This window comes from Gilliamella sp. X-60 (assembly GCF_057063585.1).
This window is the reverse complement of the sequence record NZ_JBXSQJ010000001.1, coordinates 224,700-238,947: the sequence shown is the minus strand read 5'-3', so window position 1 is coordinate 238,947 and position 14,248 is coordinate 224,700. Positions and strand designations below refer to the sequence as shown.

Sequence of the window (14,248 nt, the reverse complement as noted above, 5' to 3'; positions counted from 1 at the left end):
GTGATAACATTAAAATGACAGTATCATTAATTCACCCAATCGCGATGGCTGAAGGTTTACGTTTTGCGATTCGTGAAGGTGGTCGTACTGTTGGTGCTGGTGTTGTTGCTAAAGTTATTAAGTAATTCAAGCATTAGCGACCATAGAGAGGGTATCAATTGATGCCCTTTCTTATCTAGTCTGTTTAGCAAAATGCTTTTTTGAAAGAGCATTTTGGAAAATAGATATTATTATACACAACATAATCATAGGTTTTATATGCTAGTAAGTAACGAGAGTCAAGATACAAATATTATTCTAGACAAAACAAAATGGATTTTAGTTCTAGTATTGATTGCGTTTGTTGTTTGGGGAAATTTTTATTTTGCTAAACCTAATGATATTTATCAACCTAATACAATCGTTCGGACTATTGCGGTTGTAGTCGTTTCCCTATTAACTTTGTTCATTGCGTTCACAACAAATAAAGGCAAAGCGTTCTTTGTATTTTTACAAGAATCCCGAAAAGAGTTAAGAAAAGTGGTATGGCCTACGCGTAAAGAAACAGGTCAAACAACTTTATTAATTGCTGCAATTACTATTATTGTTGGCTTGTCGCTTTGGGGAATGGATTCTTTATTTCGTTCAATAGTCTTTTATTTAACTTCAATAGGGCGTTAATATGAGTGAAACACAACAACAAAAACGATGGTATGTTATTCAAGCTTATTCTGGTTACGAAGCGCGTGTTGCACAATCATTACGTGAATATATCAAATTGCATAATATGGAAGATGCATTTGGTGAAGTATTAGTGCCAACGGAAGAAGTCGTTGAAATGAAAAGTGGTCAACGTCGTAAAAGTGAACGAAAATTTTTCCCTGGTTATGTATTAGTTGAAATGATGATGAATGATGCAACTTGGCATTTAGTGAAAAGTGTGCCAAGAACAATGGGCTTTATTGGTGGTACTTCTGATAGACCAGCACCTATTAGCCAACGCGAAGTTGATGCTATCATGAACCGTTTGCAACAAGTTGGTGATAAACCGCGTCCTAAAACCTTGTTTGAGCCAGGTGAACTTGTTCGTGTTAACGAAGGTCCATTTGCTGACTTTAACGGCGTTGTTGAAGAAGTTGACTACGAAAAAAGCCGCTTAAAAGTATCCGTTTCTATTTTTGGACGTTCAACGCCTGTAGAGCTTGATTTTAGTCAAGTGGAGAAAAGCTAATCTTTTGATATAGTTTTTTCACTGAATTAGCAGTATCTTTTACAAAACCACAAGAGCCTATCTTGTGGTTTTTCTTTTATAAAATAAATATAATGCCTTTCGAGAATTTGAGAATAATAGTTCTGTTTCTAATATATTTAATCAAAGTGAGTCGCCAAGGTAGATAAAAACACTATCGGATCATAATTTAACTTATTATTAATATAATACAGGCAATCTATTCTTTTTTAGATTTTTTTATTCTTTTACCCATATCAAAGTGATATCCCAACCAATAGTTAGGCCAGCGTGCTTCGATTCCTATATTATTAACTATTAAAGCAACCATAACTAATAAAACCGAACCTATAAGTACTGGTGTTATCAAGAATGAATAGTCAGTAATTCCAGACATCATGATTAGAATAGGGTTTGCACCAGCTGGAGCGTGAACTACACGTAGTAACTGCATCAATGCGATAGATGTCCCAACTGCTAATGCTATCGGTATAATTCCATTACTAAATAAATTAATGAACAACACACCTATAAAAGACGAAATAAAATGCCCTCCGATTACACTTCTTGGTTGTGCTAATGGAGATTTAGGTACAGCAAATAACAAGACGCATGTTGCGCCAAATGGAGCCATAATTGCTAATGTACCTGCCCACTGAGTGATTACGAGCAAAGTCAAAATCCCTAAAGCACCCCCAATAAATCCTCTCAATATAGCTATTGCGTGAGGTTTAGGCGGCATCACCTCTCCTCCTTTTAATTTTTCTAGCATAAATCTCTCCTGTTTGGTTAATGTGGGATTTTAATAAAACTAGTAATCGCACTAAGTAAACGATATCGTTTACTTAGTTTATATTTATTAACTATAAGGGTCAAATATTATTTATAATTAACTATATTAGAGTTGTTGTGATAGAATCAAAAATATTCTAACAATTACAAATAATAAAAAATGAAATTGAAGCCTGAAATTGTTGATACGATACTTGTTGCGGCTGAATCGCTGTTTAATGAATATGGTTATCATCCTGTTAGTTTAGAGCTTGTTGCAGAAAATGCAGTTGTATCAAAAAGAACATTATATAAATATTTTGGTGATAAAAATGGGCTTGTAAGTAAAGTGTTACTTAGGAGGAGTGATTTTTTTAAAAAATCACTTACAGATGTTATCGCTGTTTTTTCTGAGAAAAAAGACAAAATCAATGCAATTATTTCATGGCATATAAAATGGTTTAAGAATGATAATTACCACGGTTGCATGTTTGTACGAGCTAAGTCTGAATATAACAATAAAAGCGAAGAAATATGCGCTATTGTTAGTGAACATAAAAAATGGATTCAAGATAGGATTTTTGAATGTCTAGGAGGCACAAAGTCATGTGAACAAGCATCTTGTCTGATTATGTTGATACTTGAAGGTATGATATCTTGCACATCCGTTTTTGGTATTGAGGGATATGATTTTGAACAGGCAAAAATGTATATCTATGATATCGTCGATAACATTGGCGAGGATAACCTATGAATTTAAATAGCTGGCTTAAAGACAATGGATAGCCATTACCTAAAGCCTCTTAATCGAAATGATCAATTTAATCTAAATTAAACGATTCCAGCTGTTGTTGTAATTCTAACCATTGTAGTTCTGTTTCTTCTAATCGATTTTTAAGTTGGCTTTGCTCTAGTAACAAAGTTGTAAGTTCGTTTTTTTTGCTCGCATCATAGATTGCAGGATCAGACAGTTGTTCTTCAATTTGCTTTAATTGATGGGTTAATTTATCAAGCATCTGTTCTTCTTTTTGTAACTGTTTTTTTATTGGCTGCATTTGTGCACGTAATTCAGCTTGTTTACGTTTTTGCTCTTTACGATCTTGAGCTGATATATTACTTGCATTTTCTTTTTTTGGTGAATTTATTTCGTCATTTGATTGGTTATCATTTTTTTGTGCTTCGGCTAACCATTTTTGATAATCATCAAGATCGCCGTCAAATGGTTCAACTTTATGATCATGGACTAAATAGAATTCATCGGTGGTCGAACGTAGTAAATGGCGATCATGTGACACCACAACTAATGCACCGTCAAAATCAATTAGTGCTTCAGTCAACGCTTGTCGCATATCTAAATCTAGATGGTTAGTTGGTTCGTCTAATAAAAGAAGATTCGGTTTTTGCCAGACAATTAAGGCTAAAACAAGTCGCGCCTTTTCACCACCCGAGAAAGTTTTAACTGGCTCGGTGACTTTATCGCCTTGAAAATCAAATCCACCTAAATAATTACGCAGTTCTTGCTCTGTATTTTTCGGTTCGGCAAGTTGCGTTAAATGCCAAAGTGGTGACTCATCGGGGCGTAGATATTCTAATTGATGTTGAGCAAAATAGCCTAATTTAACACCTTTAGCGAGATTAATATGTCCTTCTTTAGGTGCAAGTTCTTCGGCGAGTAATTTAATAAGCGTTGATTTCCCTGCACCATTGCGCCCTAATAAGCCAATGCGCGAGCCCGGAACTAAATTAAGCTTAATTTTTTCTAGTATAATTTTATCATCGTAACCCGCTACGACTTTGTCCATCATTAACAAAGGGCTTGGTAAGAATTCAGATGGTTTAAAATTAAAATGAAATGGATTATCAACATGCGCAGGTGCAATCAGTTCCATTCTTTCTAACATTTTTATACGGCTTTGTGCCTGTTTAGCTTTTGTTGCTTTGGCTCTAAAGCGATCGATATAATTTTGTAAGTGTGCAACTTTGAGTTGTTGGCTTTCATAAAGAGACTGTTGTTGAGCAAGTTTAGTTGAACGTTGGATCTCAAAGGAGGAATAATTGCCCGTATATTCAAATAAACTTTTTTGTTCAATATGAATAATTTTATTGACTAAAGGATCCAAAAAATCACGATCGTGAGAGATTAAAATCAATGTTCCTGGGTAGTTACTTAACCATTTTTCAAGCCAAATGACGGCATCTAAATCAAGGTGATTGGTTGGTTCATCAAGCAATAATAAATCAGAACGACACATTAATGCCTGAGCCAAATTTAATCGCATTCGCCAACCACCAGAATAGGATTTAACTGGTAACATTAATTGTTCATTAGAAAATCCTAGTCCATGTAGTAGCGTTGCGGCTCGAGCGCGAATTGTCCATGCATCAATGGTATCAAGCTTTTCATGAATAATCGCAATTTGCTGACCATTATTTTGTTCATTAGCGGTATCTAACTGTTTTTCTAATTGTCGATACTCACGATCGCCATCAATGGCATATTCAATCGCAGAGATATCTAATGCCGGAGTTTCTTGATTGACCCAAGCGAGTTGCCATTGCGATGGTATATTTAACGTGCCAGCATCAGCTTGAATTTCACCTTTAATTAGTGAAAACAGCGTCGATTTTCCACAACCATTTTTACCCACTAACCCAACTTTTTGTTGAGGATTAATGGTTGCTGAAGCATTATCTAAAAGCAAGTTAACGCCTCGGCGCACTTGGATTGAATCAAAAACTATCATGATATTTTTGTCTATTATTCAAAATAAAATAGGTTAATAAAAATTGTTTTAATCATCCAAAATCAGGGACGTTATAAAACAATCAATTTAAACAAAAAAGCCCTTTGTTAAAACAAAAAGGGCTTAAATTTAATTATTCACAGGACTATTTTTTTATTGCTGATAAAGCACGACGAATAAAGAACGTACATATACCAACAAAAACAAAAAGACCTAAAAGTTGAGGTAACATACCTAAATCGAGCGGTAGTGCAAGTGGAGCATCATTTCCACCATTGGTGATGCTAATCACAATCACAATGGCTAATAAAACACCTACTAAGCTTTCACCAACAATCAAGCCTGATGCAATTAATGCCGCTTTACGATCAGCTTTTTTGAATTGCTCTTCTGGATCTAAATTTTGTGCTTTGGCTTTTTTGTAAGCATTACGTTTAATTACCCATGATAATAAAGTGCCAATAAAAATTGGTGTTGTGATGCTTGGTGGTAGATAAATACCTAAACCAACAGCAAGTGCAGGTATGCGAAAGTTAGATTTATTTTGGGCAAGAATTAAATCAATAATAATAATGACAGCGCCTAAAGCAAGCCCTATTAAAATCATTGTCCAGTCAAGTTGATGGGCAAAAATACCTTTAGCAATTGTTGTCATCAGTGTTGCTTGTGGTGCTGCCAAAACTTGAGTTGCATCCATATCAGAACGAGGTAAAGCGCCAGTAAAGCCGTAAGCGTTATATAAAATCTCTAAAATAGGCGCAATAACAATTGCACCAACAACACAGCCAATTAATAATGCCACTTGTTGTTTCCATGGAGTAGCATTAACCAAATGACCTGTTTTTAGGTCTTGTAAATTATCATTTGAGATACACGCTATTGCCAAAACAGCACTAGTAGTAAAGAGTGCAAGGGCTGTGGCAAAGTTGGAGCCTTCAATAGAAGCTAGCATACCATTCGCTTCACCTAAGCCTAATAAAATTAATGAAATGACAACCACTGCAACAATTGCTATTCCTGATATTGGGCTTGCTGATGAGCCAACAAGTCCAGCCATATAACCACACGCGGCAGCCACTAAAAAGCCCATAATAAAAGCAAATAATACAGCGCAAAAAACTAATGTCCAAGCCATGCCTGCTGATAATCCACTATCGGCAATAAAGCTATAAAAAGTCACTAACAAAATAACTAACATACCACCCATAATTAATAAAATAGCTTTAGGTGATAAATCCCGCTCGGTTGATGCAATATCGTTGCCAGACACATCTGAACGCATACTTTTAAATGATATTTTTAAACCTTCAATCATCGGTTTGATTAATGTTAGTAATGTCCAAACCGCTGCAATAGCAATGACTCCCGCACCAATAAAACGTATATCTTTTGCCCAAAATCCCATTGCAACTTTAGATAAAGGCTGACTGGTATCATAATCGGTGATTGCACTTAAAATTGGAACACCAAATACCCAACCAATAATAGTTCCAATTAAAATAGCAATGCCTGACATAATTCCGATCAAATAACCCGCACTCAGTAACGCTAACGAGAATCCCATAGGCAGTTGAAAAATGGATTTGCCAGCGGTAAACCAATAAGCAGTACTTTCAGATAACAGGCGAAAACCATTAGTAAAAAGGCTAACAATAGAGGCAATGATGCCGCCAAATAAAATATCCTTTAAACCATCATTAGCTTCTTTATTATCGGATTTAGATCCTGCCTTTAAAATTTCAGCAGCAGCCACCCCCTCAGGATATGGCAAATTACTTTTAACGACCATGACATGACGCAATGGGATTGAAAATAAAACCCCAAGCATTCCGCCTGCGGCGCATATTGCAAAGGTTAGCCAAAAGGGAAAGTCTTGCCAGTAACCAATCATTAACAAACCCGGAAGCACAAAAATAATTGAAGATAATGTACCTGCTGCTGATGCCTGAGTTTGCACCATGTTATTTTCTAAAATAGTTGAACCCGAAAACAGTTTCAATATTGCCATTGAAATCACTGCTGCAGGAATTGCGGATGAAAATGTTAATCCAACTTTCAAACCAAGATAAACATTTGATGCAGTAAAAATGACAGTAATAAGAGCGCCAAGAATGGTGCCCCTTAAAGTAAGTTCACGTAAATTATTCATATATCAATAAAGTTAATTTAATAGGGGAGTATTATATACTTAATTCGCTTTTATCGCCTAGAAGTTCCGTAAATAGCTCTAGTTTAGTGGCTTTTATCATTATTTTGGGTGAAATAATTAGCAAAAATATCAAAATATATTGGCATTAGCCTTTAAAAAAATAACCGTTTTATTATGAAACCTTTACAATGATGCTGATTAATTACTTATTTGTGGGGGATATTTTGAACGCATTACAGCGCTTACAAGCTATTATCAAACAACTTCGTGATCCTGTTAATGGTTGTGAATGGGATCGAGTTCAAACTTTTGCATCACTAAAATCGTATACTTTAGAAGAAACTTATGAAGTTTTGGATGCAATTGATAAGCAAGACATGGATGAATTAAAAAAAGAACTTGGTGATTTACTATTTCATATTGTTTTTTATGCTGATTTAGCCGAAGAACAAGGAAGCTTTGATTTTGATGAGGTCTGTTTAGCGGTTGCTGATAAGTTAGTTTATCGTCATCCCCATATTTTTACCGAAAATAAGGTAGAAAAACCTAACTGGGAACAACTTAAACAAAAAGAACGTGATCAAAAAGCACAATACTCATTGCTCGATGATATTCCCCAAGCAATACCCGCCTTAATGCAAGCTGAAAAAATTCAAAAGCGTTGTGCTTCGGTTGGTTTTGATTGGCATGATATAAAACCTGTGCTTGATAAAGTTAAAGAGGAAATTGGTGAAGTTGAGCAAGAGCTTGAACGAAACAAGCAAGATCCACAAAAAATTGAAGAAGAGTTAGGTGATTTACTGTTTGCGACCGTCAATTTAGCTAGGCATTTAAAGGTTAAATCTGAACTCTGCTTACAGCAAGCTAATAAAAAATTTACTCGGCGATTTCAGCAAGTAGAATCGATACTTAAACAAAAAAATCTGGCTTTGACTGATGCAACGCTTGAACAAATGGAAGACGCGTGGCAAAGTGTTAAACAATTAGAACAGATTAAACTCAATAGCGAAGTGGATAAAAATGACTGAACAAAAAAATGAACTGTATCAAGAAATCGAAGCATGGGCACAAAATGCGATATTAAATAGTCCAACATGGAGCATTAATCAGCTTGATTACTCAGAAAAAAGCATTACGGTTGTTGAAATGATCATCAGTGAACTGGCTGAAAAGAACTTCAGCATATCAGAAGAACAACTCAACATGATATCGCAAGAATACGGATGTTATTTATTACTCACCGCCCATAAATTATACGGAGGTGAATTTTATTGGAACGAAGAGTTTGAACAACCCATGTTAATTTGCTGTGAACCTGATGCCATGATAGTCCTCATGACATGGAACAAAGTCAAAGGGCGTTTAGTGGGCGATAAAGCTGATCATATTGCCTATTTCTTAGATGAATTTGGTAAAGCGACTTTCCAGCCAGAAAAAGGCAAGCATGTGGTTTATTTGTAATAAAAACAAAACGACGAAAACAGATAAATATGAATTATCCATTATGTTATTAAATTAAATGGAGATTGGACGTGAGTTACAAACTTTATATAGGCAATAAAAACTACTCAACATGGTCTATGCGACCTTGGGTTGCAATGAAGCATTTTGGCATCCCTTTTGATGAACAGCTTATTCGATTTGATAACTTTGACGATAATTCTATTTTTAAAGCAACCGTATCTGCAATATCGAAATATGGAACAGTCCCCATTTTAGTTGATAATGATGTGGTTATATCTGATTCTTTGGCTATTTGTGAATACTTGGCTGAAAAACATACCAACTTAGCTTTATGGCCGACAGATACTAAAAAAAGAGCTATCGCTCGAAGTTTAGTGGCTAAAATGCATTCAGGGTTTCCTGCAATACGAAACCATTTACCGATGAATATTGAAGCGGAGTTTTTCGAAATAGGGCAAATTATTTTACGCGATCATGCTGATGTTAAAAACGAAATTTCTCATCTTGATGAATTGTTATCTTCTTTCTTAAGCCTTAATTCATCTCAATCTGACTACTTATTTGGTGAGTTTACTCTTGCTGATGCTTTCTATGCGCCAATGTGCTTAAGACTCAAAAATTTTGGTATTAAAACATCGGCAACGTTAGCCAACTACATTGACACTATTTGTCAAACTAATAGCGTTAAAGAATGGATAAATGGCGCAATGCAAGAAAAACAGTTTATTGTAATGGATGAACCTTATCGCCTACATAGATAATGAACACTTTCTTTGGTATTTCAAGTGGTTGTGTGATAGCAGCTTCGTATATTTGAAGCCATATTATCATTTTCATGAGGAAAGCTTCAGGTAGTTTATACTTCATGATGAAAATACTTTTATAAAAACTTATAAGGCGTTTTGTCGAAAATCGTTTGAATTTTTAGCTTTCTATTTTTTAAATAGCTAACCATTTGCTGATTATGCTTCGTCTTTATTAAAGTGCGTAGCACATTTCCGCTTACTCATTTATTTGAGGGCTGGTGTGTTTGGTGAATTTTTAATTGATACGATGATTATCACACGTTTTAAAAAATGGGATACAGTGAAATTGCTATTCATTACCAAACGGTATAGAATCCTGAATATTTTTTACAAAAATTTAGCTTAAAAAGTGAATGGTTGTGTCAATGCCCGATAGTGAGCATACAGCTTATCTATAAAATGACGCTATCTGTTCTCGTGTTTTATATTCAATGGGAATCGTGCTATTTAATGTCTCATTAGGTCTTTCGGTGCGATAAATGGTTGGGCAACTGACCGTAAAGTGGTTAGCCAAATCGGTCATGGTGATTTTTCTTTATGATATAAGCGCACTATATTGCTTGTTTGAGATACGGCGTTATGTCTATGCATTACAGCCATTTTGCAAATTACGGTAAACAACGCGCGTAATTCCTGCAATTAGTGAATCAGCATAGATGCTGATATATAATTAAAAAATTATCAAGATAAACAACTATTGGGAGAAATGAAATGAAAATACCTACTTATTTACAAAAATACGCAGTAGATATTAAAGAAAATGACCCTGATTATAATGGGCTAACATCTTTGTATATCCAATCATCAAATAAAGAACAATGGTTCGAGATTTACTATTATGGTGAATTATACAATGGCTATATTACTGGAACAGAACCAACATTTTGCAACATGAAAGTTATTGCAAAATCCATTGAAAGCAAAGAAGAAATATTGCTGTTTGATGCCACAGAATACGGATATAATGGGATGCTCTGTGATGGTCACTCTAAAGAAGAGAAAAAGAATAGACCACTTACCAAACTTGATGTTCCTGCGTCAAGAATAAAACTAGCGATTGGATACAGTATTGATTATGAAGAAGAAAAAGAATATTTTGACTTTGATGAAAATGGTCATGTAATACTGATTGATGATCGTAGAATAACGTGGCAAAACTTACAGCATGATGGTTTTGATTGGCTATATATTTTATTAATTGATAAAAATGGAGATGAGTTAGAAGTAGTCAATGAAGAACTTGCTTAAACTTGAGTTATTTTATTAACGACGATAGCACTGTTAAACCACATGCAGCGATTTCGAGTAAACTGGCTTATGAGTTTTTGATGGATTATTTTAACCGTGTAAATAACTCGCGTTTTGCTACATATTATTTTTAATAATAACTAGTTGTTAATTAAAAAATATTGTCATTAACTAAATCAAAGAAGCTACAGTAAAAGCAACAAACATGTACCAGCAATAAATATTGTAATGGACAATAGCATCTATAATACCCTTTATCTTTTGTATAAATAATATGCTGTCAGGAACATTATTTAGAATTTCTCTATTGTTTTTATACTAAAACGCATAGTTATCTGAAAGTTTTTGACAACTTTTTAGAATTTTAATCTAAAATCCAATAAAAAGACGATTTGGCTTTAATGCTACTGTAGTTGATATTGGTCGTTATACCGCACTTGTTTGTTATTTGCTACTATTTGAGCGATATATCTCGTATTGAGTTATCGCCATTCTTATCCGACTTAGTGCAAATAATGAGCTTTATTATCATGGTTTAGCTTGTTTGTTAGCCTAATTTATAAAATCTAAATTAAAAAAACCATTTGTGTAAAAAATAATTTCCGAATGATGTTGAGATTTGTCAGTAATCTGATAGCAAAAATATTTGATATATTTTTATAAATCATTAATTAAAAAAATTTGACTGTAAGATGCTTTTGCGGTGAACGCAAAATCGAGTAAACTAGCAAAAAAACATTAATTAGTTTTAATAAATTCCGTAACCAAAGTAGATAACGTAATGAACGAACAATTAAACTCAGATAATGAAAATATTAAATCAAAAAGAGCCATTCGTAGTTTTGTTTTGCGACAAGGTCGTTTAACAAAAGGTCAAGAACAAGCTTTAATAAACTTATGGCCTATATTTGGTATTGAATATGATGCAAATGCACCTATTTGTTTTGATGCTAACAAACCGCTAGTCCTTGAAATTGGGTTTGGTATGGGGGCTTCTTTAATTGAAATGGCCAAAAATGCACCTAATAAACACTTTTTAGGAATCGAAGTGCACAAGCCAGGGGTGGGCGCTTGCTTAATGGCGATTGAAGAAAAACAATTATCAAACTTAAACGTGATGTGTCATGATGCTGTTGAAGTATTAGAAAATATGATCCCAGATCATTCGCTAGACAAAGTGCAAATCTTTTTTCCTGATCCTTGGCATAAAGCCAGACATAACAAACGCCGTATTATTCAACCCCAATTTGTACAGCTAATTCGGCAAAAATTAAAATTAGGTGGTATTTTACACCTAGCAACGGATTGGCAACATTATGCTGAACATATGTTAGAGGTTTTAACCCAAGCAGAAGGTTTTGAAAACTTATCACCAAGTGGCAATTACATTCCAAGACCTGCTGATAGACCAATTACCAAATTTGAAAAACGAGGTCAAAATTTAGGTCATGGCGTTTGGGATCTCCAATTTGTAAATAAATAATGATGCTAAGGAGCCACTATGCAAAATAAAACGATCGATCTACTTTGTCGGCATCGCTCTATTCGTGCTTATAAAGCGACTAGCTTAACTCAAGAGCAAATAGCTTTAATTGTTAGCGCAGCACAGTCGGCTTCTAGTTCTAATTTGATTCAATGTTCAACAATTATTCGTATTACAGACCCCAGCAAACGCGAAAAACTAGCTCATTATGCAGGCGATCAAAAGTATGTTATCCAAGCACCTGAATTTTGGGTGTTTTGTGCCGATTTTAATCGCCATTATCAAATTGATCCAAAACTTAATCTTGGCAAAGCAGAGCAGCTATTATTGGGCTGTGTTGATACAGCAATTATGGCACAAAATGCCGTAACCGCAGCCGAATCATTAGGATTAGGTGCTGTATATATTGGCGGATTGCGTAATCATCTTGATAAAGTAACGCAATTACTTGATATACCGAAATACGTCCTGCCACTTTTTGGGCTTTGCCTTGGCTACCCCGATCATCATCCAGAACTAAAACCAAGATTACCAAAAGAGTTAGTGTTTTTTGAAAACCACTATCGACCAATTGATCATGCTATTTTGAAAAAGTATGATGCTCAAATGGATGATTACTATGAAACCCGTAGTACCAATCAGAAAGTCGGTGGTTGGAGTGATAAAATTGCTAATACAATAAATAATGAGCAACGCGATTTTATTCTCAATTATTTGCATAAACAAGGATGGATCACGAAATGAACAATAACCATTACCAATTAGATAAAGTCGTTATACTTAGCCGTCATGGTATTCGCACACCATTACAAAACACGTTACAATTTTTAGAGAAAGTCACTCGCTTTAAATGGCCAAAGTGGGATCACCCTTATGGTTATTTAACCACGCGTGGTGGAGTATTAGAAGCCTATTTTGGCCGCTATTTAGCAACTTGGCTTGAAAAAAACAATATAAAATTATCAACACATAATACTGAATTATTTGTATATGCTAACAGCTTGCAAAGAACCGTCGCGACGGCTCAATTTTTGATAACAGGTGCCTTTGCTGGATATGATATTCCTATTCACCATAAATACCCGATTGAAAAAATGGATCCGATCTTCGATCCTAGTTTGCAAGACGATTCACCCGAATTTAAACATGCCGTATTGCATGATATCGATGAAGCTGACAAAGCGGCTAACATTTTTAGCAATCTAGCTCCTGCTTATGAAATTCTTTCTGATATTTTAGATTATAAAAATTCGAAGTTATATGCAAAATATCAATGTAATTTAGCCGATATTCCATCAGAACTCTATTTTAAAAAACACGAAGAACCAGCACTGCTAGGGCCTCTTGCAATAGGCGCTTCGGTCGTTGATGCATTTTTATTACAATACTATTCAGCCTTCCCTAAAGAACAAATCGCATGGGGCAGGCTAACTAGCCAAGAACAGTGGCAACAACTTATCGAAATTCGTAATCAATATATTAATTTAGTTTTCCATTCTAAAACACTTGCCAAACATTCTGCAACGCTCCTTATTAATATGATAAGTGATCTTATGCACAAAGATAATAAAGTGAATCTACTGGTTGGGCACGATAGTACCATTGCAGCGTTACTTGGCATATTAAACTTTAAAGACTATCAGTTACCCAATCAATTTGAAACAACTCCCATCGGTGGGAAAGTGGCTTTACAGCGTTTTCGTCACTTACCTACGGGTGAATATTTCTTTAAAGCCGAATATATTTATCAAAGCTTTGAACAACTCCATAACTGGCAAGCACTCGATGCCAATAATCCGGCACAACACTATCAGCTTCAACTGGAAAATGCTTCTGTTAATAGTGATGGTTATTATGATTGGTCAGATTTTGAAAAACGAATGGAATCTATCAAGACTAAATAATTAACCATTAGATTACCTGATTACGCCTATCATGGTGGGAATTAGATAATCTCATCATATACAAAAGTACATTGTCAAAAGTTTCGGGTAAGTGTATAAATATCAGTGTGTTGCCCACTGGTATAGAACAAAAATACAAGACACTAAATAATATTTATATGTCAATGTCATTAATTTTAAGAAAGAGTATATTTTACTTGTTTAAATCTATACCAATAAATCAAGCTGAATCTTATTATTGATATTGCCTTTTATTTTTGCAAAACTATTATCTATTATATTTATGTTCACCTTTACAAGACTAATGTATGTTAAAATCTGCTTCGCAGGAGCATATCTATTCCTAGGCTTGATCGCATTTAGTTTTACTCTGATTTCTTCTTTGCATTATCATAGCGTGAGCCATCGGATCTATGGAGGCATAAGAACAGTGAAGAATCTGAAGATTAACGGAAAATCACTATAATTATTA

General features: G+C 34.7%; 16 protein-coding genes. 12 read left to right on the top strand and 4 right to left on the bottom strand.

Annotated elements, in window-relative coordinates:
• From ACYIAM_RS01160 to nusG, 3 genes are all read left to right on the top strand, one after another.
• The coding region (locus ACYIAM_RS01160; RefSeq protein WP_483746958.1) for an EF-Tu C-terminal domain-related protein at window positions 1-125 on the top strand (125 nt) is incomplete at its 5' end.
• Window positions 126-258: 133 nt separating this feature from the next.
• The gene (gene secE, locus ACYIAM_RS01155; RefSeq protein ID WP_065638494.1) at window positions 259-660 is read left to right on the top strand and encodes a preprotein translocase subunit SecE; all 402 of its coding nucleotides are present in this window, start codon (window positions 259-261) and stop codon (window positions 658-660) included.
• A 1-nt stretch (window position 661) separates the two neighbouring features.
• Entirely contained in the window at window positions 662-1,210 is a 549-nt protein-coding gene (gene nusG, locus ACYIAM_RS01150) for a transcription termination/antitermination protein NusG (RefSeq protein WP_085248546.1), read from the top strand.
• Window positions 1,211-1,427: 217 nt separating this feature from the next.
• On the opposite strand, the gene ACYIAM_RS01145 is transcribed toward nusG, so the two are convergent.
• Window positions 1,428-1,979: an HPP family protein gene (locus tag ACYIAM_RS01145; RefSeq protein ID WP_483746952.1), complete on the bottom strand. Its 552-nt coding sequence runs from the start codon at window positions 1,977-1,979 to the stop codon at window positions 1,428-1,430.
• Window positions 1,980-2,159: 180 nt separating this feature from the next.
• On the opposite strand from ACYIAM_RS01145, the gene ACYIAM_RS01140 reads away from it, so the two are divergent.
• Window positions 2,160-2,732: a TetR/AcrR family transcriptional regulator gene (locus ACYIAM_RS01140; RefSeq protein WP_483746951.1), complete on the top strand. Its 573-nt coding sequence runs from the start codon at window positions 2,160-2,162 to the stop codon at window positions 2,730-2,732.
• Window positions 2,733-2,799: 67 nt separating this feature from the next.
• Here the strand turns inward: ACYIAM_RS01140 and ACYIAM_RS01135 are convergent, their stop codons facing one another.
• Entirely contained in the window at window positions 2,800-4,722 is a 1,923-nt protein-coding gene (locus ACYIAM_RS01135; protein ID WP_483746950.1) for an ABC transporter ATP-binding protein, read from the bottom strand.
• Between the two features lie 145 nt (window positions 4,723-4,867).
• Complete coding sequence (locus tag ACYIAM_RS01130; protein WP_174797025.1) at window positions 4,868-6,871, bottom strand: OPT family oligopeptide transporter; 2,004 nt, start codon at window positions 6,869-6,871, stop codon at window positions 4,868-4,870.
• Window positions 6,872-7,095: 224 nt separating this feature from the next.
• Here ACYIAM_RS01130 and mazG point away from each other — a divergent pair, with 224 nt between their 5' ends.
• The 3 genes from mazG (at window position 7,096) to ACYIAM_RS01115 (ending at window position 9,096) form a co-directional block, all read left to right on the top strand.
• Window positions 7,096-7,899 carry a nucleoside triphosphate pyrophosphohydrolase gene (mazG, locus tag ACYIAM_RS01125; RefSeq protein ID WP_202984966.1) on the top strand — a complete coding sequence of 268 codons (804 nt, stop codon included), beginning with the start codon at window positions 7,096-7,098 and terminating at the stop codon, window positions 7,897-7,899.
• Window positions 7,892-8,332 (top strand): phage holin family protein, encoded by a 441-nt coding sequence (locus ACYIAM_RS01120; protein WP_065638500.1) that lies wholly within the window; start codon window positions 7,892-7,894, stop codon window positions 8,330-8,332. The genes mazG and ACYIAM_RS01120 overlap by 8 nt, the downstream gene beginning before the upstream one ends.
• Window positions 8,333-8,403: 71 nt before the next feature.
• Complete coding sequence (locus ACYIAM_RS01115; RefSeq protein WP_483746949.1) at window positions 8,404-9,096, top strand: glutathione S-transferase family protein; 693 nt, start codon at window positions 8,404-8,406, stop codon at window positions 9,094-9,096.
• A 433-nt stretch (window positions 9,097-9,529) separates the two neighbouring features.
• On the opposite strand, the gene ACYIAM_RS01110 is transcribed toward ACYIAM_RS01115, so the two are convergent.
• Complete coding sequence (locus ACYIAM_RS01110) at window positions 9,530-9,664, bottom strand: hypothetical protein (protein ID WP_483746948.1); 135 nt, start codon at window positions 9,662-9,664, stop codon at window positions 9,530-9,532.
• A 188-nt stretch (window positions 9,665-9,852) separates the two neighbouring features.
• On the opposite strand from ACYIAM_RS01110, the gene ACYIAM_RS01105 reads away from it, so the two are divergent.
• The 5 genes from ACYIAM_RS01105 (at window position 9,853) to ACYIAM_RS01085 (ending at window position 14,242) form a co-directional block, all read left to right on the top strand.
• Complete coding sequence (locus ACYIAM_RS01105) at window positions 9,853-10,389, top strand: hypothetical protein (protein ID WP_483746947.1); 537 nt, start codon at window positions 9,853-9,855, stop codon at window positions 10,387-10,389.
• Between the two features lie 781 nt (window positions 10,390-11,170).
• Window positions 11,171-11,872, top strand: a complete 702-nt coding sequence (trmB, locus tag ACYIAM_RS01100; RefSeq protein ID WP_483746946.1) for a tRNA (guanosine(46)-N7)-methyltransferase TrmB — start codon at window positions 11,171-11,173, stop codon at window positions 11,870-11,872.
• A gap of 18 nt (window positions 11,873-11,890) precedes the next feature.
• Window positions 11,891-12,616, top strand: coding sequence for an oxygen-insensitive NADPH nitroreductase (gene nfsA / locus ACYIAM_RS01095; RefSeq protein WP_483746945.1), 726 nt, complete (start codon window positions 11,891-11,893; stop codon window positions 12,614-12,616).
• Window positions 12,613-13,776, top strand: coding sequence for a histidine-type phosphatase (locus ACYIAM_RS01090; protein WP_483746944.1), 1,164 nt, complete (start codon window positions 12,613-12,615; stop codon window positions 13,774-13,776). Before nfsA ends, ACYIAM_RS01090 begins: the two co-directional genes overlap by 4 nt.
• A 238-nt stretch (window positions 13,777-14,014) precedes the next feature.
• The gene (locus ACYIAM_RS01085) at window positions 14,015-14,242 is read left to right on the top strand and encodes an MFS transporter (RefSeq protein ID WP_483746943.1); all 228 of its coding nucleotides are present in this window, start codon (window positions 14,015-14,017) and stop codon (window positions 14,240-14,242) included.
• Window positions 14,243-14,248: the final 6 nt, after the last annotated feature.